Raw genomic sequence first — 25032 nt, 5'->3', positions numbered from 1 at the left:
ATCGTTGACGATTGGCGAAGGACAGAATTACCGAAATAATCGCTAAATCGGGAAGATCAATGCATGTAATGAACGGAGCGGCATGTTATAGTGCCCGCGCTTGTTGGGAACGCCGGGCCGCCGCCGGTGTCCCGTCAGGGCCGGCCATTACCTCTGATCCGGACACCCCATGTCGAAATACATCGTCGCCCGTGCCAATTTTGCAGTGTTCCTGGTCCTGGTCGCCATCCTCGGCCTGATCGCCTGCATCACCTGGGACCGGTCGAACGCCGCGCGCTCCGCGGTGGAGTGGTCGCAGCACACTTACAGGGTGCTGGGCGCCATCCGGGACCTCAACCTGGCGGTGGACGATGCCGAAGCCGGCGAGCGCGGCTATCTGCTGACCGGCAGCGACGACCTTCTGGCCCCCTATGACGCCGCGCTCGGCCGCGTCGCCCTGCTGCAGGGTGAGCTGCTGCAAATGACCGCGGACAACCCGGTGCAGCAGCAGCGGCTGCACGCCCTGTATCCCAAGGTGCAGCACGAGCTGGCGCTGCTGGCGCAAACCGTACAGATGCGCCGCAGCAACGGGCTGGACGCCACACTCGGACTGGTGCGCAACGATGCCGGCCCCCAGTTGGCGGTTGAGATATCCAGCACCTTCAAGGCGATGGCGAGCGAGGAGAAGCACCTGCTGGCGCAGCGCCTGGCGGTGGCGGACAGCCGCGGCAGATGGGTGTTCTGGCTGGTGACGCTCGGCACTCTCATCGCCGTCGTGGCGTTGATCTGGGCGGCGCTGACGTTGAACCGGGCGTGGGCGCAATCGTCGCGCGCGGAACGCAACTACCGCAGCCTGGCGCTGCGGCTGCGCACCTCGCTGGACAGCCTGAGCCAGGGCGTCGCCATGTTCAATGCCGACCGCCAATTGACCAACTGGAACGAGTGCTTCCAGGTGCTGCTGGGGCTGCCCAAGGCAATGGTGCGGTCCGGCACGCCGTACGCGGCGTTCCACGAACACATGGCTCACGAGCACAAGCCCCACGGACCAGTCGCTGAGGCGGGGGCCGACTTCCTGGAGACCGAGGACCAGGTACGCCATGGCAACCAGCGACCGGGTGAACCGGTGGTGTATGAACGGGTGCGGGCCGACGGGGCGCAATTGGAACTGCGCCGCACCGCGGTGCCGGACGGCGGCTTCGTGCTGACCGTCACCGACATGACCAAGCGTGCTCAGGCCGAGGGCGTGCTGCGCGAGGCGCAGAAGATGCAGGCGATCGGTCAGTTGACCGGCGGCATCGCGCACGATTTCAACAACCTGCTGACGGTGATCCTGGGCAACCTGGAGTTCGTGCGCAACAAACCGAACGATCAGGAGCGGCTGAAGACTCGCATGGAACGCGCGATCTGGGCGGCACAGCGCGGCGCCACTCTGACCCGTCAGTTGTTGGCGTTCGCACGCAAGCAACCGCTGACCCCGGCGCCGATCGACCTGGCGGCGGCGATGCCGGACCTGGTTCCGCTGCTGCGGCGCACCCTGGGTGAGCACATCGAGGTGCGCTATGTCGAGACCGCCGCGCTGTGGCCGGCGATGGCCGATCCGGCGCAACTGGAAAGTGCGGTGCTGAACCTGGCGCTGAACGCCAGGGACGCGATGCCCGGCGGCGGCCGGTTGACCATCGAGCTGGCCAACAAGGTGCTGGACCAGGATTATGCCCGCCATCATGCCGAGGTCGATGTCGGCGACTACACCATGCTGGCGGTGTCCGACACCGGCCACGGCATGACGGCCGATGTGCTCGATCGGGTGTTCGAGCCGTTCTTCACCACCAAGCCGGACGGCCAGGGCACCGGCCTCGGCCTGCCCATGGTGTTCGGCTTCGTCAAGCAATCGGGCGGGCACGTGAAAATCTACTCCGAACCCGGCGAGGGGACGACGGTGCGGCTCTATTTGCCGCGTGCGGTGGGCGCCAGCGCGGTGGCGGGCCAGCGCAGTGCCGCTCCCGTGGAATTGCCGCGCGGGTCGGCCACCGTGCTGGTGGTGGAGGACGAACCGGCGGTGCGCGAGATCGCGGTGGCGATGCTGGGCGACCTCGGCTACCGGGTGCTGGAGGCGGCCGATGGCGAGGAGGGCCTGCGGGTGTTCGGCGCCCATGCCAGCGCGATCCATCTGCTGCTGACGGACGTGGTGCTGCCCGGCAAGGTGCGCGGCCGCGACCTGGCCGAACGGATCACCGCGATGCGGCCGGAGGTGAAGATTGTCTATATGTCGGGCTATACCGAGAACTCAATCGTTCATAACGGCCGGCTGGATGACGGGGTGCAGCTGATCAGCAAGCCGTTCCAGCGCGAGCAGTTGGCGCGTAAGGTGGCCGAGTCGCTGGCCGGTTTCGCCGCTGCGGCGCCGGTCTCGGGCGAGACCAAGGTGGTGGAGCTGAAGCAGCGCCGCGCCGGAGAATAAGACCGGCGGAGGCGCCGGGCGGTTGGCGGTTCGGCGCGCGCGCCCGAACCCGTTGCCTACATCTGCACCACGGACGACAGTTCGAACGTCGCCCCGGAGGGGTTCTCTCCGATCCGCAGGGTCTTGTCGTTCATAAAGCGATAAGGCGGCACCGGCAGGTTATAGGGCGCCGGGACGCCTGAGTAGACGCGCCCGGCCAGGTCGTATTTCGACCCGTGACACGGGCAGAAGTAACCCCCCGGCCAGTTCGGCGCCGGGGTCGTCGGATCGGGGTTCGGCAGGTAGCCGGGCAGGCAGCCCAGATGGGTGCAGATGCCGACCAGCACGGCGAACTCCGGCTTGACCGAGCGATGCCAGTTATTGGCGTAGGGCGGCTGCTGGTGGACGTCGGACTTCGGATCGGACAGCCGCGACACCAGGCTGGGGTCTTGCAGGGTCTTCAGCGCGGCCGGCGTGCGGTTGACGATCAGCATCGGCGCGCCGCGCCACAGCACGACGATCTGCTGGCCCAGGGCGAGTTTCGAGAGGTCGATATCGATCGGTGCTCCGGCCGCGATCACGTCGGCCGAGGGGTTCATCGAATCGATCAGCGGCCAGGCGATCGCCGCGGCGCCGATCACCGCGCCTGAGATGGCGACCAGCGACAGCATGTCGCGTCTTGTCGGTTCCGGAATGGAGGTGGATGCATGAGATGACATGGCGATATTTTGGCTGAAGCGGCGGGGCGAGCATATAGTCGGGAAGATGAACAGTTTGTAAGGCGAGGTGGCCGGCAGGCCCCGGACATTGTTTGCAGTTGCCAGGATATATAGATATCTGTTTTGAATATTCGGATATCCCTGGAAACTGCGATGCCACTTTACATCAAGGACGATGCGACCGCTCAGCTGGTCGCCAAGCTTGCGAAACTGCGGGGAGTGCCGAAGCAGGATGCAGTCAAACTGGCGGTTCAGGATGCGTTGGACCGCGCCGCCGAAGCGGTGCCACTGCGCAATCGGTTTGCTGCCTTGCGCAAGGCGCACAGGCTTCCCCCGGCCACCGGCAAAGTCGCTGACAAGGCGTTCTTTGACGAGCTTTCCGGGGAGGTTTGATGGTGTTCGTCGATGCCTCGGCGCTGATTGCCATCATTACCGGTGAGGCCGACGCCGGCGAACTGGCCGACCTGCTGGAGGCCGACCGGGAGCGGCTGTGTTCGGCGGTTGCGGCGTGGGAGACAGTGGCGGGTCTGTGCCGCGGCTACATTTACTCCGTGACTGCCGCCAGGGCCCATGTCGGGCGTTTCCTGGCGGAGGGCAGGGTACGGTTCGTCGGCATCGGCGAGCGAGAGTTCGAGGTCGCGGCGGAGGCCTACGCGCAGTACGGCAAGGGGCGGCATCCGGCGGGGCTGAACATGGGCGATTGTTTCGCTTATGCATGCGCGCGGGTGAACCGGGCGAAGCTGCTGTTCAAGGGCGAGGATTTTGGCAAGACGGATGTCGAGGTGGCCCGCTAGGTGTCCGCGGACAAGATCGTAAGCAAGAAAAGCCGCCGAATGACACCGGCCATTGTTTGTTTTTCCCGTTGTCCAATATAATGGGCAGCTGTTTAGGTGACTGGTCAGGAGTGTGGCAGACATGAGGATTTTCGGTCTTGCGGCGATTATCGCTGCGTCCGCGCTATATGCGCTTTCAGCGTCGGCTCAAACCACTCAAGGCGGCGCCAAGCCGACCCAATCGTCGTCTTCGTTGAACCAGCCGGCGACGAAGCAGGCGACCCAAGGAGTGCCGCCGTCGACGGCGAATCCGCAGTATGGCGGCGCCCGCAAGCAGCAGACCTCGGTTCCGACGTCGCTGGCTCATAACCCGCGCTACGGCGGGGCCCAAAAGCAGTAATAATCCGCCCAAAAATCCGCGACAACGTGTCGACGCGCGGGTCGAAGGGCTGGGCCGTTGCCAGCCCTTTTTGATCACCAATTCGCCGCAATTTCTTCGCCCCGCGCATGAGTGTTATGCTGCGGCGCAACATTCACATTGCATGATTCGCTCCCATGTCGGTAGGAAGGCCAAACGATTGCGCCCGGCATCTGGAGAGAGTTACGATGAAAAAGTTATTGATTGCAGTTGTCGCTGCACTGGGCGTTGCGGGCCCGGCGTTCGCTCAGGGTTTGCCGCCGGGGTCGACCGAGCGGCAGTATGGTGCGCACGCGTTCCCGAATGCGCCGTATGAGAATCACACCGTGTTTTCCAAGTGGTTCGGTGGTCACAAGAACAGTGATAATAACAAAACCGTGAACGACACCAGCACTTCAAAGTCGACGGCCGACGGGAGCTAAGGCCATCTTCACACGATTGTGGTCTCGTGTCCCGAGTCCGAACTTCGCCTATCGCCCGAACATCGGCCTCGTGATGCTAGCTCTTTGTTTTCAGTGGCCTGCTGATCCCATCCGTTCGCCGTGACGTGCTTCTGGGGCAGGACACTCGCTGTTTGTTTTGTCGCATGGTTCGCGCGAACAGCGCGTGCTTCGGATATCTACGCGCCTCGCGCGATGAACGTGTCCTTCGGACGACGAAGGTTCTGCCGAAGCCGCGATCATGGTCTCGACTGGAAAAAACCGGAGCCATTTGCTCCGGTTCTGTCTTGTGAACGTGTGATCAATACGCGACGAATCGCGGTAATCCGAAGAAGCGAGCGAAGTCGAGCGAGACCTGAAACCCGACTATCCATGCGTCCCTGGGCTTCCTGGAACCCACAGGGGCGAGCAGGTCGTTGGGTGCGACGGCGTATTGGGTAAATGGCTTGACGGTTAGCCCAGGGACCACCTGGAAATTGTAGTTCACCTCATAGAGCCACTGGTTCGGACCGTTTCCATGCTGGTCGGAGTTATTGGCATAATACGTGCCGATAACGCCGATCGTGTCGTCGGGACGTGCGACGAACGGTGCGCGATCATAGGCGCCAGCGTAAAGTGTCGCCCAATAGGGTGCCCCGCCGGTGTACCCGATGCCGCCGCCGAACACGGTGAGGCTTTGCGTCGTCTTTGGGTTTGGCCGCCACACGGTCTGGGATGCCTGCGCGTAGTACGCCGTACGGCTATGCATGGGAACGCCCTGCGGGGTTGAATAATCAGCGTCATCCCAATAGCCACCGACATCATATTTCGCCGGATAACGAGCATCGTCGAAGTTGGTTTGATAGCCGATTTCCATTGGCACGAAGACGCCGGTCGATCCCTTCACATTGAAATTGAAACCCTGCTGATTGGCCAGAAGTTGGCTTGGATCGTCGTCATAGGCGCCGGTTCGAAAATAGGTGTGCGGGGTTGCCTGGACGTTGAGGAACCCACTCCATGTCGAGGCCGGATAAGCGATGCTCCCATTGCTGAAGTACCAACTTGATGGCTGGGCGCAGATGAAGCCGCCAACGAACGAACAGGCGATCGCCAGATCAGTGGTCGCGAAATTCAGCGTCGGGTTGGTGCGACCGATTTGGATGTCAATCCGATCGTTGTACAAGGCCTGCTCGTAGTACAGTTCCGAGAGCCGGGTCGCCCGTGTTGGCCCGATACCGGTTTCGAACACCCCGCTGGATGTTCCCACGCTGTTGTTCAGGTTTTGGCCGCTCCGCTCATCGAAGATGACGTGAAACGACCCGCCGGGGATGCCAAGGATCTTTTGCAGATCGAAGGTGGCCCCGAGGGAAAATTCGCCGTTTGGTATCGTGCCGTTCTTGAGGCCGCCGGAGACCAGGGACGCGATGTTTTCGGTGTAGCTGCCGGTTAGATAATAACCATCATCCGCCAGGGTTTTCCCCAAGGAGTTTCCGAACGAAACGATTTGCCCGACCGGACCCACGGCCGGCGGTGGCGTCGATGGTTGAGCAGGCGGTGACAGCGGAACTTCCGGCGGACGTTGGGCGGGTTTTGCCGGAGCCTGGCTGGTGTCTGACTGGGCGCTCGCTGGCGTGACCGTCGCGGCGGCGATGCTTGCGGCCGCGCCCAGAAGAGCGCCGCGCAACACGTTGCGCGAACGTTGCCAAATACGTCGTTTCACTATTTTTTTCCTCCCCGTCGAGTGCGATATTCGTTTCTGGAACCCGGCAGTCGTCAAGGGAACATATTGTAACAAAATATTTCCCGTCGATTAAGACTCTGTGTCCTGGTCCTTAATCTGCGACGACCGCTGGGCTGACGCTTACCGCTGTCTCGGTCATCCAGGCTCACCCGCGGGCCTGCGTCGCGGCAGCGCACCAGCGCTCATTCGCGAACCGGTTCTGATACTCTGAGTTTGCAGCGGTTGCTGCGCCGAGCGGCCCTCGCTCAAACCGCCCTCACCCCCGCGCCGCCAGCGCCGCCACCGCCTGGCCCACCAACTCCTGAATGATCTCCGCCACCGGCTGCACGCTGGTCACCATGCCGACCGACTGCCCGGCCATTACCGATCCGGTCTCGATATCGCCCTCGATCACCGCGCGGCGCAGCGCGCCGGCCCAGAAACGTTCGACCAGTAGTTGGGCTTCTTCCCTGTTCACTTCGCCGGCCAGCAGTTTGTCACGCGTCTCGGCCTGGTGCTGAAGGAATTGTTTGGTGCCGTCGTTGACCAGGCCGCGCACCGGGATCACCGGCAGGCGGGGGTCCAGCTCGACTGACGGCATGGCGTCGCGGGCGTTGGCGTGGACGAAGAATTTCTTGAACTTGGCATGGGCGATGGATTCCACCGAGGCGGCGAAGCGGGTGCCGAGCTGGGCGCCGGAGGCACCCATTTCGAGGTAGGACAGGATTGCCTCGCCGCGGCCCAGGCCGCCGGCGACGAACACTGGGACGTCGCGCAGATGCGGCAGGATCTCCTGCGCCAGCACGGTGAGCGACACCGGGCCGATATGACCGCCGGCCTCCGACCCCTCGATCACGATGGCATCGGCGCCGGAGCGGACCAGGCGGCGGGCGAGCGACAGAGCGGGGGAGAAGGCGATCAGCTTGGCGCCGCCATCCTTCACCGCGCGGATGGCCGGGGCGGGCGGGATGCCGCCGGCCAGCACGATGTGGCCGACCTTGGCTGCCAGGGTGACCCGGATCAGGTCATCCAGTTCGGGATGCATGGTGATCAGGTTGACGCCGAACGGCTTATCGGTGCGGGCCTGGGTGCCGGCGATCTGGTCGGCCAACTGGGTCGGGTTCATCGCGCCGCAGGCGATCACGCCGAAGCCGCCGGCGTTGGAGATCGCCGAGACCAGGTGCTGCTCGCTGACCCAGCTCATGGCGCCGCCCAGGATGGCATGGCGGCAGCCCAGGAAGTCGGTGCCTCGGGCCCACAGCCGGTCGAGCCGAACACGGGCGGCCGAAGATGGGTCCGTGGCCGGGGCGGCCGGCGTGTCCGTGGCCGGGGCGGGCGTGGCAGGGACGGCCGGCGTGTCCGTGGCCGGCACGGCCGGCGTGTCCGTGGCCGGGACGGCCGACATGTCCGTGGCTGAGGCGGCGGAGATGTCCGCAGCCAGCCCGGTGGCCTTGTCCCGCAGGGTGCCGTCCATCCGTTCGTCAGGCATCGAGGCCATAGGCGGAATGCAGCGCGCGCACCGCCAGTTCGGTATATTCGGCGGCGATCAGCACACTGACCTTGATCTCGCTGGTGGAGATCACCTGGATGTTGATCGCCTTGTCGGCCAGCGCGCTGAACATGGTGTTGGCGACGCCGGCGTGGCTGCGCATGCCGACGCCGACCACGCTGATCTTGGCGACGTCGGGGTCCTCGATCAGTTCGGCGTAGTTGATCTGGCGCTTGATGCCGGCCAGCGCGGCGCGGGCCCTGGGCAGGTCGGCCTTGCCGACGGTGAAGGTCATGTCGGTGGTGCCGTCGGCCGAGATGTTCTGCACGATCATGTCGACGTTGGCGTTCTGCTCGGCCAGGGCGCCGAAGATGGTGGCGGCGATGCCGGGCCGGTCGGGCACCCGGCGCACGGTGATCTTGGCCTCGTCGCGGGAATAGGCGATGCCGGTCACGTTCTGCTTTTCCACGATCTCATCCTCGTCCACAACCAGGGTGCCGGTGTCGTCGTCCAGTGGGGCGTCAGGTGGGGCGCCCGGTGGTGCGCCCGGTGCGGCGTCCGGGGGGGCTTCGGTAAAGCTGGACAGCACCCGCACCCGGACGCCTTCGTTCATCGCCAGCTCGACGCTGCGGGTCTGCAGCACCTTGGCGCCGACGGATGCGAGTTCCAGCATTTCCTCGTAGGTGATCCGGGCCAGCTTGCGGGCGCGCGGCACGATGCGGGGGTCGGTGGTGTAGATCCCGTCGACGTCGGTGTAGATGTCGCAGCGGTCGGCTTTCAGCGCGGCGGCCAGCGCCACCGCCGAGGTATCCGACCCGCCGCGGCCGAGGGTGGTGATGCGGTTGTCAGGGGCGATGCCCTGGAAGCCGGCGACCACGGCGACCTGACCGGTCTGCATCCGGCGGATCAGTTCGGCGCCCTCGATCGAGCCGATGCGTGCCTTGCCGTGCGCGGTGTCGGTGCAGAGCGGGATCTGCCAGCCCTGCCAGGACCTGGCGTCGATTCCGGCCTCCTGCAGGCAGATCGCCAGCAGGCCGGAGGTGACCTGCTCGCCGGTGGCGACCACGGCGTCGTACTCGCGCGCGTCGTGCATCGGCGAGAGGTCGGTGCACCACTTGACCAGGGTGTTGGTCACGCCGGACATGGCGGAGACCACGACGGCGACCTGGTGGCCGCGGTCGACCTCGCGCTTGACGCGGGCGGCGACGTTGCGGATGCGGTCGAGATCGGCGACGGAGGTGCCGCCGAACTTCATCACGATGCGGGCCATGGACGGGGGTTCGGTTGCCAATTTGCTTTCCGAACGCACACATACTGATCGACGGGAGACGGAGCAACAATCATGAGCGGTGGCACGGTCTCGGCGGCGGAGGTGCGGAAATTCGACCGGCTGGCGTCGCGCTGGTGGGATCCCGACGGCCCGATGCGGCCGCTGCACCGGATGAATCCGGCGCGAATCGGCTGGATCGAGGGGTTGCTGCCGGGGCCTGTCCGGGTCCTGGATGTCGGCTGCGGCGCCGGGCTGGCGGCCGAGGCGTTGGCGCGTCGCGGCCACGACGTGCTGGGGATCGACGCCGCTGGGGCGGCGATCGACGCCGCCCGGGTCCATGCCGAGGGATTGGGCCAGGGGTCGGGGGCGCGCCTGGCCTACCGGGCTTGTTCGGCCGAGGCGCTGGTGGCGGAGAACTTGCGGTTTCCGGCGATCATCGCGCTGGAGGTGATCGAGCACGTGCCCGATCCGGCGGGTTTCGTTCGGATTCTGTCCGAATTGCTGGAACCTGGCGGGGTGCTGGTGCTGTCCACCCTGAACCGCACCCGGCGATCGTGGATTGTCGGCAAGCTGGGTGCCGAATACGTGCTGCGGATGCTGCCGGTGGGGACGCATGATTGGAAGGCGTTCATTACCCCGTCCGAGTTGGCCGCGATGCTGCGCGCGGCCGGGTTGCGGGTCGGGGCGACCTGCGGGCTGCTGGCCGATCCGCTGACCGGGCGCTGGCGCACCGGGCGGGACATGGCGGTGAACTACATGATGACGGGGGTGCGGTAGGCGTGGGGCGGCTCGACAGATTTGGACCGGCCGCGGCGGCGAACGGACCGTGACGCTGCTCTATCTGATCGCTGGCGAACAGAGCGGTGATGTGCTTGGGGCGCGGCTGATGGCGGCGCTGAAGGCGCGACGGCCGGAGCTTCGGTTTGCCGGCATCGGCGGCGGGGCGATGGCGGCGCAGGGGTTGAACAGCCTGTTTCCGATCCGCTCGCTGGCGCTGATGGGGCTGCTCGAGGTGGTGCCCAGGCTGTTCGAGCTGCGCACCTTGCTGCGGCGGACGCTGGCCGATATCGAGCAGCGCCGGCCGGATGTGGTGGTGACGATCGACTCGCCCGGGTTCACCCTGCGGGTGCTGGGGGCGTTGCGCCAATCTGGGCTGCAGCGGGCGGGGCCGAAGCGGGCGGGGCCGAAGCGGGCGGGGCTGAAGCGGGCGCATTTCGTGGCGCCGCAGGTGTGGGCGTGGCGGGAGAGCCGGGTGAAGCATTATCCCGGCCTGTGGGACGAATTGCTTTGCCTGCTGCCGTTCGAGCCGGGGTTCTTCGCCGGTCACGGCCTGCCGGCTCGGTTCGTCGGCCATCCGGTGCTGGAAAGCGGCGCCGAGACCGGCGACGCGGCCAGGTTCCGGGCGCGCCACGCGGTTCCGCCCGACGCCAGGGTGCTGACCATCATGCCGGGCAGCCGGCGCACCGAGGTGTCGCGGCTGCTGCCGATCCTGGAGGCGACGATCCGGCTGCTGCCCGAACCGGTGGTGCCGGTTGTGCCGCTGGCCGGTCCGGTCGAGGACATGGTGCGCGAGCTTACCTCCGGGTGGCCGGTGCGGCCGATCCTGGTGGCCGACGGCGCGGCCAAGCATGACGCATTCGCCGCCTCGGCGGTGGCGCTGACCAAGTCGGGGACGTCGACGCTGGAGCTGGCGCTGGCGAACGTGCCGATGCTGGTGACCTACCGGGTCAATCCGGTGTCGTACGTGATGGCCCGGCGGATGATCCGGGTGCGGTATGCCTCGCTGCTGAACCTGTTGCTGGATCGGCCGGTGGTTCCGGAACTGCTGCAATATGACGGTCGCCCGGATCGGTTGGCGGCGGAGGTGCGCCGGTTGCTGGGCGATCCCGATGCGGTCGCGTTGCAGCGTCGCGGGTTCGCCGAGGCGTTGGCGCTGTTGCGGCCGGCGTCCGGCACGCCATCGGAGTGCGCCGCCGAGGCGGTGCTGTCGCTTTTGCCGTAGCGTTACCGGTGTCGGCGCGGCGAGCTGGGCGGGGGCCGGCTTTGGCGTTGCGGTGTGCACGCCGAATTCAGTGAAAACCGAGCTGCGGTGGCGGGTTTCCTGGGCGGTATTGCAGGGCGGTTGGTGCGCGGCGCGGGTTCGGGGCGGCAGTGCGATGCGGCAAGGCCGCCGGCAGGCGGCGAATTTCTTGACAGTCCGATTACCCACCGCTACGCCCCGCGCCAATCCTGGCCCAACCGGGTGGTATCCGTGGGCTCCGCCTGGTCGGGTCTATCTGTCTGGTCTGGGAGCACGATCGCGCCGAGCGGACAGGTCCGCGGCGGGTGAGTCGGGTGAGAAAACAAGGAGCTTGGCGCTTGCGGGTCAGTCCGCTTGCGCTGGTGCCGTCAGTGGAGAGTAACCCATCGATGCCGGTTCACGCTTTCATCTTCCCCGGCCAGGGCAGTCAGTCCGTCGGCATGGGGCGCGACCTCGCCGCCGCCTTCGCCGCCGCGCGCGAGGTGTTCCAGGAGATCGACGAGACCCTGAAGCAGAAGCTGTCCAAGCTGATGTTCGAGGGGCCGCATGAGGAATTGACGCTGACCGAAAACACCCAGCCGGCGCTACTGGCGCACTCGCTGGCGGTGCTGCGGGTGCTGGAGCGCGAGGGTGGCACGACGTTGCAGCGCAAGGCGCTGGTGGTGGCCGGGCACTCGCTGGGCGAATACAGCGCGCTGGCCGCCGCCGGGGGTTTTTCGGTGCCCGATGCCGCGCGCTTGCTGAAGCTGCGCGGCCAGGCGATGCAGAAGGCGGTGCCCCCGGGGGTGGGGGCGATGGCGGCGCTGCTGGGGGCCGACATGGAGCAAGCAGCCCGGATCTGCGCCGAGGCGGCGGTGGTGCCGGAGAGCGGCCAGCGCGAGTTGGACCAGCGCGAGACGGGCCAGCGCGAGACGGGCCAGCGCGAGACGGGCCAACGCGAGACGGGCCAGCGCGAGACGGGCCAACGGAAGGCTGGCCAGCGCGAGATCGTGCAGCCGGCGAACGATAACGGTGGCGGCCAGGTGGTGATTTCGGGTCATCGCGGGGCGATCGAGCGGGCGATCGAGATCGCCAAGCAAAACGGTATCCGGCGGGCAATGCTGCTGCCGGTGTCGGCGCCGTTCCACTGCGCGCTGATGGCGCCGGCGGCCGATGCCATGGCCGAGGCGTTGCAGGCGTTGCCGCCGCGGCCGCCTTCGGTGCCGCTGGTGGCGAACGTGTCGGCGCGGCGCGAATCCGATCCTGGGCAAATCCGCGACCTGCTGGTACAGCAGGTGACCGCCACGGTGCGCTGGCGCGAATGCGTCGCGGCGATGACCGAGATGGGGGTCGACCGTTTCATCGAGCTCGGCGCCGGCAAGGTGCTGACGGGATTGGTCAAGCGCATCGCGCCGGACGCGTCGGGCATCGCCGCCGGCACGCCGGCGGAGATCGAGGCGGTTTTGAAGGGGCTGTGAGGGAGACGGGCGATGTTCCGATTGGACGGCAAGGCCGCGCTGGTCACCGGCGCCTCGGGCGGCATCGGCGCGGCGATCGCGCGGGCGTTGCATGCGCAAGGTGCCAGCGTCGCGCTGTCCGGCACGCGGCGCGACGCGCTGGAGGCGCTGGCGGCGGAATTGGGCGAACGGGCGCGGGTTTGTCCGGCCGATCTGCGTGATGCCTCGGAACCCGATGCGCTGATCGAGACGGCGGAGGCGGCGGTCGGTCCGCTGCATGTTTTGGTGAACAATGCCGGGATGACGCGTGACATGCTGGCGCTGCGGATGTCGGACCCGGACTGGCAGGCGGTGCTGGATGTCGATCTGTCGGCGCCGTTCCGGCTGGCGCGGGCGGCGTTGCGCGGCATGCTGCGCCGGCGTGCCGGGCGGATCGTCAATATTTCGTCCATCGTCGGGGCGACCGGCAATCCCGGTCAGGCCAACTATGCCGCCGCCAAGGCTGGGCTGGTGGGCATGAGCAAGTCGTTGGCGCAGGAGGTGGCATCCCGGGGCATCACCATCAACGTAGTGGCGCCGGGGTTCGTGGTGACCGCGATGACCGAATCGGTGGGGGAGGCGCAACGCGCCAAGCTGTCGGACCTGATCCCGCTGCGCCGGCTTGGACAGCCCGAGGATATTGCCGCGGCGGTGGTCTATCTGGCCTCGGACGAGGCGGGGTGGGTCACTGGCGCCACACTGCATGTCAATGGCGGGATGGCGATGATCTAAGCACCCCTGGGGGCGTCCGGTAACCTTTCACGGCTGCGGGAAAGCATGCTAAGCGCCGCGTAGCTATGTCTGGCACGGGCTCGGTTCGCGGACCGGGACAAGGCGCCGGCCGCGGAACAGACGGACGCAGATTTTAACCGAACAGGTCAGGAGTAGCGGAGCCGATGAGCGACATTGCCGACAAGATCAAGCGGATCGTGGTGGAACATCTTGGCGTGGATGAAGCCAAGGTGACGCCGGAAGCGTCATTCATCGACGATCTGGGCGCCGACAGCCTGGACACGGTCGAACTGGTGATGGCGTTCGAGGAAGAATTCGATGTGGAGATCCCGGAGGACGCGGCGGAAAAGATCGCCACCGTGAAGGATGCGATCGACTACATCGAGAAGCAGAAGCAATAGGGCTGGCTTCTGATCAGCGTGAAAGGCCTGCTGTGATGCGGCGTGTGGTGGTGACGGGCATGGGTATCGCCTGCCCGCTTGGGGTGGGCGTGGAGCATGTCTGGCGCCGGTTGATCAACGCCGAATCCGGCATCGGCGCGATTTCGGTGTTCGATGCCGCGGAGTCGCCGTGCAAGGTGGCCGGGCAGGTGCCCCCGGGGGTGCGCGAAACCGGTGGGCTGGACATCAGCGAGTGGGTCCCGGTGAAGGACCAGAAGAAGATGGACCGCTTCATCCACCTGGCGATGGTGGCGGGGTCGGAAGCGGTCGAGGATTCCGGCTGGCGGCCGGAAACCGAGGACGAGCGCTGTGCCACCGGGGTGATGATCGGGTCGGGAATTGGCGGGCTGGAGTCGATCTATCAGGCCTCGATCCAGATTCGCGAGGGCAAGGGGCGCCGGCTGTCGCCGTTCTTCATCCCGTCCGCGCTGTGCAACCTGGCGTCAGGACACCTGTCGATCAAATATGGCTTCAAGGGGCCGAACCACTGCGCGGTGACGGCGTGCGCGACCGGGGTGCACGCGATCGGCGATGCGTCGCGCCTGATCGGGCTGGGCGACGCCGACCTGATGGTGGCCGGCGGGTCGGAGGCAGCGGTTTGCGAACTGGGCATTGCCGGGTTCTGCGCGTCGCGGGCGTTGTCCACCGCGTTCAACGACCGCCCGGCGGCGGCGTCGCGGCCGTGGGACAAGGACCGCGACGGCTTCGTGATGGGCGAGGGCGCGGGCTGCGTGGTGCTGGAGGAATACGAGCATGCGCGACAGCGCGGCGCGAAGATCTATGCCGAGGTGTCGGGGTATGGCATGTCGGGCGATGCGCATCACATCACCGCGCCGGCCGAGGGCCATGATGGGGCGTTCCGCTCGATGCGCAACGCGATGAGGAGCGGCGGCTTCGGGCCGGGGGACATCGATTACGTCAACGCTCATGGCACCTCCACGCCGCTGGGCGACGACATGGAGCTGGAGGCGGTGGAGCGGCTGTTCGGCGACTCGGCGCGAGGATTGGCGATGTCTTCCACCAAGTCGGCGACCGGTCACCTGCTGGGCGCGGCGGGGGCGATCGAGGCGGTGTTCTCGATCCTGGCGATCCGCGACGGGGTGGCGCCGCCGACGTTGAACCTGGATGCACCGAGCCGCGACAGCGTGATCGACCGGGTGGCGAAGTCGGCGCAGGAGCGCCGGATCAGGGTGGTGTTGTCGAACAGTTTCGGGTTTGGCGGCACCAACGCCTCTGTCATTTTCCGCGGTGTCTGACCCGGTGACTGACCCGGGGGCTGAGCCAGTAACTGACGCGGGGGCGGCGCGGCGGGCGACGCGCTGGCGGCTGACGAGGCTGGCCTGTGGGCTGGTGCTTGGGGTGCTTATGCTGGGGGTCGCGGCGCTGGGGGTGACGGCGCTGGCGCCGGGGCCAGTGGGCGGCGTTATGGGGCAGGTCGCGGGCGCGGTGCCGTGGTGGCGCGATGCAGTGTCTGGGCCGGGGCCGTTGGCCGAGGCGCGGGCGATCGTGGTGCCGCGTGGCGGCACCGGCGAGGTGGCCCAGGCGTTGCGGGCGGATGGGGTGATCGATCAGCCGCTGCTGTTTCGCGCCGCGGCCTGGGTGACCCGCGGGGCCGGGGCGTTGCATGCGGCGGAGTTCAGGTTTCCGGCGCATGCCTCGGTCGGGCAGGTGTTGGCGATCCTGCGCGAGGCGCGTCCGGTGGAACATCAGCTCACCATTGCCGAGGGGCTGACCGCGCGCCAGATCGTTCATTTGGTCAACCATGCCGAGGACATGAGCGGCAAGGTGGGCTCGATCGATGAAGGTTCGGTGCTGCCGCAGACCTACGATTACCTGAATGGAGCCGAGCGTTCGGCGCTGGTGGCGCGGGCGACGGCGGCGATGGACAAGGCGCTGGCCGCGGCGTGGGCGGATCGAGCGCCGGGGCTGTCGCTGAGCAGTCCGCGCGATGCGCTGATCCTGGCCAGCATCGTCGAGCGGGAGACCGCCAAGCCGGAGGAGCGGCCACATGTCGCCGCGGTGTATCTGAACCGGCTGCGCCAGGGGATGCGGCTGCAGGCCGACCCGACCGTGGTGTATCTGGCGAGCAATGGTTCGGGGGCGCTGGACCATCCGCTGACGCGGGCCGAACTGGGGCGGGACGATCCGTTCAACACCTATCGCAGCGCCGGGCTGCCGCCGGCGCCGATCTGTTCGCCCAGCCTGGACAGCATCAAGGCGGTGCTGCATCCGATGGCGAGCGAGGATTTGTTCTTCGTGGCCGACGGCAGTGGCGGGCACGTGTTCTCGCGCAGCTATGAGGCGCACGATAGCGCGGTGGCGCGGTGGCGGGCGCTTTCGCCGGGGACTCGCGGCGGGGCGGAGTAGCGAGCGACGGATCGACCGTTGCGCAGGCGGCGATCAGGCATCGATGCGATGGTGAATGTCTCCGACCGGTCCACTGAGCGATTCCAAGCCGGGTTTCGTTGCGCTCAGCGGTTATCGACCGCACAAAGAATCATTCTTTATACAATCCGACTTGGCTGGGGAAGGCAGGCCGGCTTCCGAGGTGGCCGCTTCCGTTCAGCCGGTCATGATCGGCGCCAACCCGTGCCGGAAGCACGGACTGTTTCCGGCTGGCGCGATCGATGCGGCGCTGATCCTGGCGGTTTGCATCCTGACCGTCATATCGGTCGCCGCGCATCCCCATCCGGGCCGTGAGGGATCGGCCGTTGTCGTCGGCCAGTTTGGATGCGCGGCGTTGATTGAAGCGACGCTTGCCGCGCGGATCAGTTCTGCCACGGATCGCGGTAGCTGGGATCCTTCTGCTGCCGGCTCTGGACGTAGTCTTGCTGGTTTTGCAAGGCTTTCTGGCTCACTTTGTGCTTATGCCATTGATGTCCGGCGATGCAGCCGCCAATCGCCCCGAGCACGCCATGGCCTGCCATGTGGCCGGCCAGGGCACCGGCGGCGCCGCCGGACAGGCAGCCGATAGCGTTGGCCGGTGGGGTGGCGGCGGTGAGGCCAAGAACCGCGGCCGCGGTGATAAGTGCGTATCGCATCGATAATTCCTTCTTCCTACTTGGCGTAAGCTTGCTTGTGGAACACCATCACATCGTTTTTGCTGGAAACCAGCCGCAATACTTTGCCGCCCTGTTCCAGGGTATATTTGTCTTCCTCGACCACGGCGGCGCCGTGTTGTTCGGTGGTTTTCGATTTCACCGGGGTGAAGACCAGCGTGCCGGTTGTCGCACTGGCTTTTTTCTGGTCGTAGGAGCCCGCCAACTCGGCGACGACCTTGTTGCTCTGCACGGTCTGGCTGGTCCATAGATTGTCTGCCAGCACGTCCATGGCGATGACGACCTCGTGGCTGAGATGGGCTTGCCATTGTCCGGAAATACTTTCATCCGCCATTGCCGCCATCGGGGTGAGGGCGATGACGGCGGCGAGAAGTGCGCGGCGATACATAACTTGCGGCTCCTGCTGTTTCTGCCAACGGAAGGAGCGCCGGAACGGCCGCCGACCTTTGCCAGGGTCGCTTAACTATCTTGCCGGGGCGGGGACCGCAACCGGCCGCGGCGGGGTCTGGGTCGGCGTCTGGCGCGGGGTAGCCGGTCGGGGTCGAACGCAGTTCACCACCCGCCTGGGAGACGATTTGCCATCCGCCCCACAGGCCCATTCCGCCCATGATCGCGCCGACGATGACATCCGGCCAGCCGGTTGCGGTGCCGAAAACCCCGATCGCCGCGAGCAGCACCGCAGCGTTGCCGACGGCATCATTACGCGAGCAAATCCAGACCGAGCGCATGTTGGCATCGCCGGTGCGGAAGCGGTAGAGCATCAGCGCCACGCCGCCATTGGCGATCAGGGCGGCGATGCCGACCATTCCCATGATCTCGGCGCGCGGCAGCGTGGGGTGAGTGGCGTGCCAGGCCGTGCTGGCGAGGATCCACAGGGCGAAGGCAATCAGGGTGGCGCCCTTGGCGAGAGCGGCGCGGGCGCGCCATTCGAGCGCCATGCCGGCGACGCCGAGGCTGATGGCGTAGTTGGCCGCATCGCCGAAGAAGTCGAGGGCATCGGCTTGCAGGGATGTCGATCCGGCGGCGGCGCCGGCGACGATCTCGGTCAGGAAGAACCCGGCGTTGATGATGAGTGCGATCCATAGCGCGCGGCGCCAGTGCGGGCTGTTCGGCGGGCCTGGGTGGGTCGCGGGGGAACAGACGGGATCGTGACTGCAGGCCATGCAAGCGCCTCGGCAAATTGCGATGGTCGTGGGTATGAATCTTGTAGGGGATACAGGGTCAACGAGGGGTTGTGACTATCGCGGGCTTGGCGGGGGCGGCGGGGGGCACCCCAGCGAGCGGCACGGCTTGAAACTTCCCGGCCCGCGGGCGATGCTGCGGCGCGGCAATAAGGGAGATCAGACGGGATGCATGATATCGTCATCCGCGGCGGAACCATCGTCGACGGTACGGGCGCCCCCCGCTTCACCGGAGACCTCGCCATCGACGGCGACCGCATCGCCCAGGTCGGCGGCAAGGCTGGTCCGGGCAGGCGCGAGATCGAGGCCGCGGGCCAACTGATTACCCCCGGCTGGGTCGATATCCACACCCACTACGACGGCCAGGCGACCTGGGATCCGGTGCTGGCGCCATCCTCCTGGCATGGCGCCACGACCATCCTGATGGGCAACTGCGGTGTCGGCTTCGCGCCGGTGCGCAAGGCCGACCGAGATTGCCTGATCGATTTGATGGAGGGGGTCGAGGACATTCCTGGCATCGCCCTGGCGGAGGGTCTGCGCTGGGATTGGGAGAGCTTCCCCGACTACCTGGACGTGCTGGAGCGGTTTCCGCGCACCATCGATGTCGCCGCCCAGGTGCCACACCATCCGCTACGGGTCTACGTGATGGGGGATCGGGCGGTGCGGCGGGAGATCGCCTCGGCGGCCGACATCGAGGCGATGAGCCGGCTGACCGAGCAGGCGCTGCGCGCGGGGGCGTTCGGCTTCACCACGTCGCGAACAGAGCAGCACAAGACGACCAAGGGCGATCTGGTGCCCGGCCGGTTCGCCGAGAACCAGGAACTGTTCGGCATCGGCGCCGCGCTGGGGCGGACGCGGACCGGCGCGTTCGGCATGCTGAGCGACTTCGACGACGAGGCTGCCGAATTCGACTGGATGCGGTCGCTGGCCAAGACCACCGGGCGGCCGCTCTGGTTTCTGTTGACCGACCGGTCAAGCGATCCGGAGCGGTATCATCGGCTGATGAATGGGGTGCGCCGAGCACGGGCCGATGGGGCGTCAGTGACGGCGCAGGTGGCGGGGCGCCCGGTCGGCATCATCCTGGGATTGACCACGTCATTGAACCCGTTCGCGGCGCGTCCGGCGTTCGCGGCGCTGACCTCGCTGTCGGTCAGGGACCGGCTGGCGCGGCTGCGTGATCCGGCGGTGCGGGCGGAGATCCTGGCGCAACCGGCATCGGAGGATCTGCTGGCGGTCCTGCCGCCGTTGCAGCGGCCGATCGCGACCCGCTGGGACCGCCAGTATGTGCTGGGCGACCCGCCGGATTACGAACCGGATCAGAGCCGCAGCATCGCCGCAATGGCGGCGCGGACCAACCTGACGCCGGAGGAATTCTGCTACGACTACCTGACCGGCGAAAACGGCGATCGGATGCTGTTCTACCCGGTCACCAACTATGTGCATGGCGACCATGGCGTGGTGCACGACATGATCCGCGACCCCGACACCCTGCTGGGCCTGGGTGACGGCGGCGCGCATTGCGGGCTGATCTGCGATTCCTCGTTGCCGTCGTATATGCTGACCCATTGGGTGCGCGACCGTCATCGCGGGCCGCGGTTTCCACTGGAGTTCGTGGTCAAGCGGCTGACCAGCGAGACGGCGGATTTCTTCGGCTTTCACGATCGCGGGCGGCTGGCGGTGGGCAAGAAGGCCGACGTCAACGTGGTCGATCTGGGCAGCTTGCGGCTGCACCACCCGGAGCTACGGCACGACCTGCCGGCCGGCGGCAAGCGGCTGGTGCAACGGGTGGATGGCTATGCCGCTACCATTGTCGCCGGCGTGCCGATCTTCGAACACGGTGAGGACACCGGAGCGCGGCCCGGAAGGCTGGTTCGCTCTCGGACCTGACGAGGGCGGCTCCGATGTGGCGCTTCCATGTGCCGCTCCGATGTGCCGCTCCGATGTTCCGCTCCGATGTTCCGCTGGGGTCGTCATGCCGCCGGCCGGCGCATCATCCCGACGAACCGCTGGAACAGATGGTGGCTGTCCGACGGCCCTGGGCTGGCCTCGGGGTGGTACTGCACCGAGAACACCGGCCGATCGACGGCGGCGATGCCCTCGTTCGAGCCATCGAACAACGAGACATGGGTCACCTTCACCCCGGCCGGCAGTGAATCGGCATCCACCGCGAAGCCGTGGTTCTGGCTGGTGATCTCGACCTTGCCGGTTGCCAGGTCCTGCACCGGCTGGTTGGCGCCGCGATGACCGCGGGTCAGCTTGTAGGTCTTTGCACCCAGAGCCAGTGCCAGTAGCTGATGCCCCAGGCAGATGCCGAATACCGGCACCCCGCTGTCCAGCACCTGGCGCAGCACCGGGACGGCGTAGACCCCGGTGGCCGCCGGATCGCCCGGACCGTTCGACAGGAACACGCCGTCGGGGCGATGGCGCAGGATGTCGTCGGCGGTGGCCGTCGCCGGCACCACCGTGACCCGGCAGCCGGCGGTCGCCAGGCAGCGCAGGATATTGCGCTTGGCGCCGTAATCCACCGCCACGACGTGATGGGTCGGCGTGTGCTGGCGGGCCGACCCGGTGGGCCAGGCCCAGGTCATCTCGTCCCAACTATACGATTGCAGGCAGGTGACCTGGCGCGCGAGGTCCATGCCCTCCAGGCCAGGCCATGCCGCTGCCTGGGCTTGCAGGGCGGCAAGGTCGAAACTTCCGTAGGCGGGAAACGCCACGATACCCGTCGGCGCGCCGGCGTCGCGGATGCGGATGGTCAGCGCTCTGGTGTCCACGCCGGAGATGCCGGTGACGCCCTGCGCGCGCAGCCAGGCCTGCAGGGACTGCGCCGAACGCCAGTTGGATGGTTCGCTGATGTCCTGCTTCACCACCAGGCCGCTGGCGGCGATGCTGGCGGCCTCGAAATCGGCGTTGTTGGTGCCGACATTGCCGATATGGGGAAAGGTGAAGGTGATGATCTGGCCGGCGAAGGACGGGTCGGTCAGGGTCTCCTGATAGCCGGTCATGCCGGTGCTGAAGCAGACCTCGCCCACCGGGCCACCGGCCTGGGTATGGGCGCCGAAGCCGCGGCCCCAGAGTGGCGTGCCGTCGGCCAGCACCAGCACGGCGGTGGCGCCGGCGGGGATTGACGTCGGGGGCCTGGCTGTCATGGGATTTGGGTGGTCGGGCGGATTGGCTTGCAGGTCGGTCATGCTCAAGCCGGTCGCGGCGCTGACCGCCGGCCAGTGGCGCGACGGGATGGCGTGCGATTGGCGCCATTTGCGGACTGCTTCGGTGCCCACTCCGGTGAGCCGGGCGGCGGCGTCGGGGCCACCCATGCGTTCTATGATCTGGTCGATCGAAATTGGCATGGGTCGAGACCATATGGGAGCGATCTTCCCGCGGCAACCCTAGGCTTTTTGCTTGGGAACTTTCTTCCCGAAGAGGCCCGAAGATGTTGGATATTAAGGGATTGGAGATATGGACAAGACCGAAGCCTCCATGACCGGCGGATGCCAGTGCGGGGCGGTGCGCTACGCGTTGTCCGAGAAGCCGGAATCCACCGTGTGCCACTGCCGGATGTGCCAAAAGGCGGTTGGGGGCCCGTTCGCGGCGTTTTGCAAGGTCAACACCGTCGCGTTGCATTGGACCCGTGGCTCGCCGTCGAGTTTCCGAAGCTCCTCCGCCGCCGAACGCCAATTCTGCGCCGCCTGCGGTACGCCGCTGACGTTTCGCTATCTGGACGGCGACGCGATCGAGGTCACCACCGGCAGCCTGGATGACGCCGCCGCGGCGCCACCGACGATGAATTTCGGCAGCGAGTCGCGGCTGCCATGGATCGATCGGTTGCTGCCTGGCCGGCTGCCGGATACCCCGACCTCGGCCAGCAGCAGCGCGACGCGGGAGATCGTCGATTTTCAGCACCCGGACCGCCACACGCCCAACGGGTGAGTGTGGGTGTGGTGGCCGCCGGGTGTGGCTCTGGGCGGCGATGTCTTCCGGCGGACCTGATTCGAGAGTGATGCGATGGCCAGGACTTCGACCTGCCGGCTCCGTCTGCCGGTTTCGATCAAGAGCGAAGCCTAGAGGCTGGCGACCTCCGAACGCACCCGTCTCAATCAGTTCGTGGCGGCGGCGGTGGCGGAGAAGGGGGCTGCGCTGCGGACGGCCAGCCACCTCGCCGAGCGGCGCGGCCACGCCGACTGGGAGGCGTTCGGGCGGCCGCGAGCGTGGTGAGCCGCCGGGCCCCCGGACGAACGGGGGGAGGGCCGAGGCCGGGCGCAGTGCCGCAAGTCCGAAGTTCGGCCTATCGGGCCAACATCAGCCTCGCGACGCTGGCTTTTTGTTTTTCGTGGCCGGCTGATCCCATAGGTCCGGCGCGAATTGTGGCGAACTTCTCCAGCGGCGCTTACGGCGATCGGGCGCGGGTGCCTGACGTGCGGATGCCTGACGTCTGGGGGCAGCCTGTAGTATAGCGACAACCGTTCGCCCCGGAGTGCTGCCATGACCCTGCGAGAATCGTTCGCCGAGCAGATGAAGCTGTCGATGAAAGCCGGCACCTCGGCGCGGACCTCGACCTTGCGCATGATGATGGCGAAGTTGAAGGACACCGACATCGCGGCGCGTCCGAAGGGCATCGCGCAGGTGCCCGACGAGGAGATCGTCGCCATGCTGCGCGGCATGGTGAAATCGCGTCGCGAATCGGTGGTGCTGTATCGCCAGGGGCATCGTCCCGAACTTGCCACCAAGGAGGAAGCCGAGATCGCGGTGATCGAAAGCTTCCTGCCGGACCAGATGAATGAGGCGGGGATGCAGCGCGCGGTGGCCGAAGCCATAGAGGCAACCGGCGCGGGCGGGATCAAGGACATGGGCAAGGTGATGGCGGTTCTAAAGGCGCGGCACGCTGCCAGCCTGGATATGGCCAAGGCCGGCGCAGTGGTCAAAGCCCGGCTGTCAACATAATCCGGCAACATAATCGATAGGCAACAATATCGCCAATGGCGCTTCCCGCCAGCTTCCTCGATGAGCTTCGCAGTCGCACCCCATTGCCCGGGCTGATCGGGCGGCGGGTGCGGCTGGTTCGGTCGGGCAAGCAGTGGAAGGGTTGCTGTCCGTTCCATAATGAAAAGTCGCCCAGCTTCTACGTTTACGACGACGGCTATCATTGCTTTGGCTGCGGCGCGCACGGCGATGCCATCAGCTTTATCATGCAGACCCAGGGCGTGGCGTTCATCGAAGCGATCGGCCAACTCGCCGCCGAGGCCGGAGTTGACGTTCCGCAAGCCGCTCCAGGGGCGATCGAAGCCGAACGCCGCCGCCTCGACACCGTCGCCGTGCTCGACGCGGTGCGCGCCCATTACCAGCGCAGGCTGGCGCTTCCTGAAGGTCGCGCTGCCCGGGACTACCTGCTGGGCCGCGGCCTGACCGAGGCGACGATTGCCCGCTTCGGCCTCGGCTGGGCGGGCGATCGCGGCGCGCTGGGCGCCGAGTTGCGGCGGGAAGGCGTCGATCACGCGCAACTGATCGAGGCGGGATTGATTCGCAGCGATGAGGAAACCGATCGCAGTTTCGAATTGTTCTCCCAGCGTGTAATGTTTCCGATCCTGGATCGCCGTGGGTCCATCATCAGCTTCGGCGGCCGAATCCTGGGCAGCGGACAGCCGAAATACCTCAACGGGCCGGAAACCGCGGTGTTTTCCAAGCGCCGCAGCCTTTATGGGCTCAGCCTGGCTCGGGACGCCGTACGCAGTGGCGCAACGCTGATTGTGGTGGAAGGGTATATGGACGTCATCGCCGCCGCGCAGGCCGGATTCACCGCTGCCGTCGCGCCCCTGGGCACGGCCTTGACCGCAGAGCAGTTGGACGAATTGTGGCGTTTGTCGCCCTGTCCGCTGCTGTGCTTCGATGGCGACACCGCCGGCCTGCGCGCCGCCTCGCGCGCCATGGAACTGGCGCTGCCGATGCTGACGCCGGAACGGATGCTGCGCTTTGCCACCCTGCCGGCCGGCGAGGACCCCGACAGTGTGTTGCGCAAGGGTCGCGCTCCGGCGTTGCAGGCGGTGCTCGATGCCGCGCGGTCAGCGTCCGACACGCTGTATGATATGGTCCGCGATGACGCCGGCGACGCCACCCCCGAACAACGTGCGGCTCTGCGGTCCCGCCTGATCGAGGCGTGCGGGCGCATCGGCAACAAATCGCTGGGCTGGGAATATCGCGATGCCGTGCTGGCGCGCTTCAAGGCCAGCCGGTTCCGCGGTGGGTCCGGTCGCGGTGGCTCCGGTCGCGGTGGGTCCGGTCGCGGTGGGTCTGGTCGCGGTGGCGGGGAGCCTTGGCAACGGCGCGGCGTCGACCGCCCGCGGGCGCCCCGGCCGCTGCTGCGTCAGGACCACGCCGCCGGCGAACGGGCGCGGATCCTGACCGCCATCCTGTTGCGCCACCCGTTTCTGCTGAACGACGTCACCCAGGCCTACGCCGCGCTGCCGATGCAGCCGGCGTTGGCGAAGTTGCGCGAGGCCATCGAAGAGTGGGCCGCGTCCAGCGAAACCCTTGACTCCGCGGGGTTGACGGACCACCTCACGAAATCGGGATTTGAGCAGGACGTGCAGCATGTCCTGGTCGGCGCCGCCATGCCACTGCCTGCCTGTGCGTCCGCCGAGGCGATGCCAGCCGAAGCGGAGGCTGGCTGGTGGCATATTTTTGGCTTTCTAAACGTGGAACATTTGCGCGAGGAGGTGGCTTTGGCTGAAGCAGACGCCGCGCGCAACCTGACCCCTGACACCCAGCGCCGGCTGCTGGCGCTGAGTGAGGCGTTCAATAAGATCCGCAGCGGTGAACCGGACGGGGTCGAAACCGTAGATGTATGAACAGGATGGAGTGATGGCGCCCGCAAGCCATGCTGCGTCGGACGAAGGAGTGCCCTGAA

24 protein-coding genes are annotated in these 25032 nt (G+C 66.7%); 16 read left to right on the top strand and 8 right to left on the bottom strand.

The window, feature by feature from the left end; genetic code table 11:
* The first annotated feature begins 169 nt into the window (after positions 1–169).
* Complete coding sequence (locus ACQY4Y_RS04015; RefSeq protein ID WP_428489267.1) at positions 170–2437, top strand: CHASE3 domain-containing protein; 2268 nt, start codon at positions 170–172, stop codon at positions 2435–2437.
* Between the two features lie 56 nt (positions 2438–2493).
* On the opposite strand, the gene petA is transcribed toward ACQY4Y_RS04015, so the two are convergent.
* Positions 2494–3135 (bottom strand): ubiquinol-cytochrome c reductase iron-sulfur subunit, encoded by a 642-nt coding sequence (gene petA, locus ACQY4Y_RS04010; protein WP_428489266.1) that lies wholly within the window; start codon positions 3133–3135, stop codon positions 2494–2496.
* Between the two features lie 153 nt (positions 3136–3288).
* On the opposite strand from petA, the gene ACQY4Y_RS04005 reads away from it, so the two are divergent.
* The 4 genes from ACQY4Y_RS04005 to ACQY4Y_RS03990 all read left to right on the top strand — a co-directional run bounded on the left by ACQY4Y_RS04005 (position 3289) and on the right by ACQY4Y_RS03990 (position 4748).
* Entirely contained in the window at positions 3289–3528 is a 240-nt protein-coding gene (locus ACQY4Y_RS04005) for a type II toxin-antitoxin system VapB family antitoxin (protein ID WP_428489265.1), read from the top strand.
* Entirely contained in the window at positions 3528–3929 is a 402-nt protein-coding gene (locus ACQY4Y_RS04000; protein ID WP_428489264.1) for a type II toxin-antitoxin system VapC family toxin, read from the top strand. The genes ACQY4Y_RS04005 and ACQY4Y_RS04000 overlap by 1 nt, the downstream gene beginning before the upstream one ends.
* Before the next feature lie 121 nt (positions 3930–4050).
* Positions 4051–4308 (top strand): hypothetical protein, encoded by a 258-nt coding sequence (locus ACQY4Y_RS03995; protein WP_428489263.1) that lies wholly within the window; start codon positions 4051–4053, stop codon positions 4306–4308.
* Positions 4309–4514: 206 nt separating this feature from the next.
* Positions 4515–4748: a hypothetical protein gene (locus ACQY4Y_RS03990; RefSeq protein ID WP_428489262.1), complete on the top strand. Its 234-nt coding sequence runs from the start codon at positions 4515–4517 to the stop codon at positions 4746–4748.
* 319 nt (positions 4749–5067) lie between these two features.
* Here ACQY4Y_RS03990 and ACQY4Y_RS03985 read toward each other — a convergent pair whose 3' ends face one another.
* The 3 genes from ACQY4Y_RS03985 to ACQY4Y_RS03975 form a co-directional block, all read right to left on the bottom strand.
* Positions 5068–6540 (bottom strand): carbohydrate porin, encoded by a 1473-nt coding sequence (locus tag ACQY4Y_RS03985; RefSeq protein WP_428489261.1) that lies wholly within the window; start codon positions 6538–6540, stop codon positions 5068–5070.
* 202 nt (positions 6541–6742) lie between these two features.
* The gene (locus ACQY4Y_RS03980) at positions 6743–7954 is read right to left on the bottom strand and encodes an NAD(P)H-dependent flavin oxidoreductase (RefSeq protein ID WP_428489260.1); all 1212 of its coding nucleotides are present in this window, start codon (positions 7952–7954) and stop codon (positions 6743–6745) included.
* Complete coding sequence (locus ACQY4Y_RS03975) at positions 7947–9224, bottom strand: aspartate kinase (RefSeq protein ID WP_428490728.1); 1278 nt, start codon at positions 9222–9224, stop codon at positions 7947–7949. The genes ACQY4Y_RS03980 and ACQY4Y_RS03975 overlap by 8 nt, the downstream gene beginning before the upstream one ends.
* A gap of 72 nt (positions 9225–9296) precedes the next feature.
* Here ACQY4Y_RS03975 and ubiG point away from each other — a divergent pair, with 72 nt between their 5' ends.
* The 7 genes from ubiG (at position 9297) to mltG (ending at position 16258) form a co-directional block, all read left to right on the top strand.
* Complete coding sequence (gene ubiG, locus ACQY4Y_RS03970) at positions 9297–10001, top strand: bifunctional 2-polyprenyl-6-hydroxyphenol methylase/3-demethylubiquinol 3-O-methyltransferase UbiG (RefSeq protein WP_428489259.1); 705 nt, start codon at positions 9297–9299, stop codon at positions 9999–10001.
* Between the two features lie 49 nt (positions 10002–10050).
* Positions 10051–11226, top strand: a complete 1176-nt coding sequence (gene lpxB, locus ACQY4Y_RS03965) for a lipid-A-disaccharide synthase (RefSeq protein WP_428489258.1) — start codon at positions 10051–10053, stop codon at positions 11224–11226.
* 407 nt (positions 11227–11633) lie between these two features.
* A complete protein-coding gene (locus tag ACQY4Y_RS03960) occupies positions 11634–12701 on the top strand; it encodes an ACP S-malonyltransferase (RefSeq protein WP_428490727.1) in 1068 nt (355 codons plus the stop codon).
* A 12-nt stretch (positions 12702–12713) separates the two neighbouring features.
* Complete coding sequence (gene fabG, locus ACQY4Y_RS03955; protein ID WP_428489257.1) at positions 12714–13451, top strand: 3-oxoacyl-[acyl-carrier-protein] reductase; 738 nt, start codon at positions 12714–12716, stop codon at positions 13449–13451.
* Positions 13452–13615: 164 nt separating this feature from the next.
* Entirely contained in the window at positions 13616–13852 is a 237-nt protein-coding gene (locus ACQY4Y_RS03950) for an acyl carrier protein (RefSeq protein ID WP_158923295.1), read from the top strand.
* 35 nt (positions 13853–13887) lie between these two features.
* Positions 13888–15147: a beta-ketoacyl-ACP synthase II gene (fabF, locus tag ACQY4Y_RS03945; RefSeq protein WP_428489256.1), complete on the top strand. Its 1260-nt coding sequence runs from the start codon at positions 13888–13890 to the stop codon at positions 15145–15147.
* Positions 15148–15151: 4 nt separating this feature from the next.
* Complete coding sequence (gene mltG, locus ACQY4Y_RS03940; RefSeq protein ID WP_428489255.1) at positions 15152–16258, top strand: endolytic transglycosylase MltG; 1107 nt, start codon at positions 15152–15154, stop codon at positions 16256–16258.
* 401 nt (positions 16259–16659) lie between these two features.
* Here mltG and ACQY4Y_RS03935 read toward each other — a convergent pair whose 3' ends face one another.
* The 3 genes from ACQY4Y_RS03935 to ACQY4Y_RS03925 are packed head-to-tail and all read right to left on the bottom strand — an operon-like array spanning position 16660 to position 18113.
* The gene (locus ACQY4Y_RS03935; RefSeq protein ID WP_428489254.1) at positions 16660–16932 is read right to left on the bottom strand and encodes a hypothetical protein; all 273 of its coding nucleotides are present in this window, start codon (positions 16930–16932) and stop codon (positions 16660–16662) included.
* A gap of 16 nt (positions 16933–16948) precedes the next feature.
* A complete protein-coding gene (locus tag ACQY4Y_RS03930) occupies positions 16949–17338 on the bottom strand; it encodes a hypothetical protein (protein ID WP_428489253.1) in 390 nt (129 codons plus the stop codon).
* On the bottom strand, positions 17274–18113 hold the full coding sequence (locus tag ACQY4Y_RS03925) for a cation transporter (protein ID WP_428489252.1): 840 nt from the start codon (positions 18111–18113) through the stop codon (positions 17274–17276). The genes ACQY4Y_RS03930 and ACQY4Y_RS03925 overlap by 65 nt, the downstream gene beginning before the upstream one ends.
* A gap of 186 nt (positions 18114–18299) precedes the next feature.
* Here ACQY4Y_RS03925 and ACQY4Y_RS03920 point away from each other — a divergent pair, with 186 nt between their 5' ends.
* The gene (locus ACQY4Y_RS03920; RefSeq protein ID WP_428489251.1) at positions 18300–20018 is read left to right on the top strand and encodes an N-acyl-D-amino-acid deacylase family protein; all 1719 of its coding nucleotides are present in this window, start codon (positions 18300–18302) and stop codon (positions 20016–20018) included.
* Between the two features lie 83 nt (positions 20019–20101).
* On the opposite strand, the gene carA is transcribed toward ACQY4Y_RS03920, so the two are convergent.
* On the bottom strand, positions 20102–21481 hold the full coding sequence (gene carA, locus ACQY4Y_RS03915; RefSeq protein ID WP_428489250.1) for a glutamine-hydrolyzing carbamoyl-phosphate synthase small subunit: 1380 nt from the start codon (positions 21479–21481) through the stop codon (positions 20102–20104).
* Positions 21482–21590: 109 nt separating this feature from the next.
* Between carA and ACQY4Y_RS03910 the strand changes: the two genes are divergently transcribed.
* From ACQY4Y_RS03910 to dnaG, 3 genes are all read left to right on the top strand, one after another.
* Positions 21591–22061 carry a GFA family protein gene (locus ACQY4Y_RS03910; RefSeq protein ID WP_428489249.1) on the top strand — a complete coding sequence of 157 codons (471 nt, stop codon included), beginning with the start codon at positions 21591–21593 and terminating at the stop codon, positions 22059–22061.
* 552 nt (positions 22062–22613) lie between these two features.
* Positions 22614–23072, top strand: coding sequence for a GatB/YqeY domain-containing protein (locus ACQY4Y_RS03905; RefSeq protein WP_428489248.1), 459 nt, complete (start codon positions 22614–22616; stop codon positions 23070–23072).
* 35 nt (positions 23073–23107) lie between these two features.
* On the top strand, positions 23108–24973 hold the full coding sequence (gene dnaG, locus ACQY4Y_RS03900) for a DNA primase (RefSeq protein ID WP_428489247.1): 1866 nt from the start codon (positions 23108–23110) through the stop codon (positions 24971–24973).
* The last annotated feature ends 59 nt before the right edge of the window (positions 24974–25032 follow it).

The sequence above is a fragment of the Rhodopila sp. genome (assembly GCF_965277165.1).
GTDB lineage: Bacteria > Pseudomonadota > Alphaproteobacteria > Acetobacterales > Acetobacteraceae > Rhodopila.
This window is presented reverse-complemented; position numbering and strand designations above follow the sequence as displayed.

Coding starts and splice junctions, on each gene's coding strand:
- ACQY4Y_RS04015 (WP_428489267.1), top strand. CDS start 170: ATGTCGAAATACATCGTCGCCCGTGCCAATTTTGCAGTGTTCCTGGTC.
- petA (WP_428489266.1), bottom strand. CDS start 3,135: ATGTCATCTCATGCATCCACCTCCATTCCGGAACCGACAAGACGCGAC.
- ACQY4Y_RS04005 (WP_428489265.1), top strand. CDS start 3,289: ATGCCACTTTACATCAAGGACGATGCGACCGCTCAGCTGGTCGCCAAG.
- ACQY4Y_RS04000 (WP_428489264.1), top strand. CDS start 3,528: ATGGTGTTCGTCGATGCCTCGGCGCTGATTGCCATCATTACCGGTGAG.
- ACQY4Y_RS03995 (WP_428489263.1), top strand. CDS start 4,051: ATGAGGATTTTCGGTCTTGCGGCGATTATCGCTGCGTCCGCGCTATAT.
- ACQY4Y_RS03990 (WP_428489262.1), top strand. CDS start 4,515: ATGAAAAAGTTATTGATTGCAGTTGTCGCTGCACTGGGCGTTGCGGGC.
- ACQY4Y_RS03980 (WP_428489260.1), bottom strand. CDS start 7,954: ATGCCTGACGAACGGATGGACGGCACCCTGCGGGACAAGGCCACCGGG.
- ACQY4Y_RS03975 (WP_428490728.1), bottom strand. CDS start 9,224: ATGGCCCGCATCGTGATGAAGTTCGGCGGCACCTCCGTCGCCGATCTC.
- ubiG (WP_428489259.1), top strand. CDS start 9,297: ATGAGCGGTGGCACGGTCTCGGCGGCGGAGGTGCGGAAATTCGACCGG.
- ACQY4Y_RS03960 (WP_428490727.1), top strand. CDS start 11,634: ATGCCGGTTCACGCTTTCATCTTCCCCGGCCAGGGCAGTCAGTCCGTC.
- fabG (WP_428489257.1), top strand. CDS start 12,714: ATGTTCCGATTGGACGGCAAGGCCGCGCTGGTCACCGGCGCCTCGGGC.
- ACQY4Y_RS03950 (WP_158923295.1), top strand. CDS start 13,616: ATGAGCGACATTGCCGACAAGATCAAGCGGATCGTGGTGGAACATCTT.
- fabF (WP_428489256.1), top strand. CDS start 13,888: ATGCGGCGTGTGGTGGTGACGGGCATGGGTATCGCCTGCCCGCTTGGG.
- ACQY4Y_RS03935 (WP_428489254.1), bottom strand. CDS start 16,932: ATGCGATACGCACTTATCACCGCGGCCGCGGTTCTTGGCCTCACCGCC.
- ACQY4Y_RS03930 (WP_428489253.1), bottom strand. CDS start 17,338: ATGTATCGCCGCGCACTTCTCGCCGCCGTCATCGCCCTCACCCCGATG.
- ACQY4Y_RS03925 (WP_428489252.1), bottom strand. CDS start 18,113: ATGGCCTGCAGTCACGATCCCGTCTGTTCCCCCGCGACCCACCCAGGC.
- ACQY4Y_RS03920 (WP_428489251.1), top strand. CDS start 18,300: ATGCATGATATCGTCATCCGCGGCGGAACCATCGTCGACGGTACGGGC.
- carA (WP_428489250.1), bottom strand. CDS start 21,481: ATGCCAATTTCGATCGACCAGATCATAGAACGCATGGGTGGCCCCGAC.
- ACQY4Y_RS03910 (WP_428489249.1), top strand. CDS start 21,591: ATGGACAAGACCGAAGCCTCCATGACCGGCGGATGCCAGTGCGGGGCG.
- ACQY4Y_RS03905 (WP_428489248.1), top strand. CDS start 22,614: ATGACCCTGCGAGAATCGTTCGCCGAGCAGATGAAGCTGTCGATGAAA.
- dnaG (WP_428489247.1), top strand. CDS start 23,108: ATGGCGCTTCCCGCCAGCTTCCTCGATGAGCTTCGCAGTCGCACCCCA.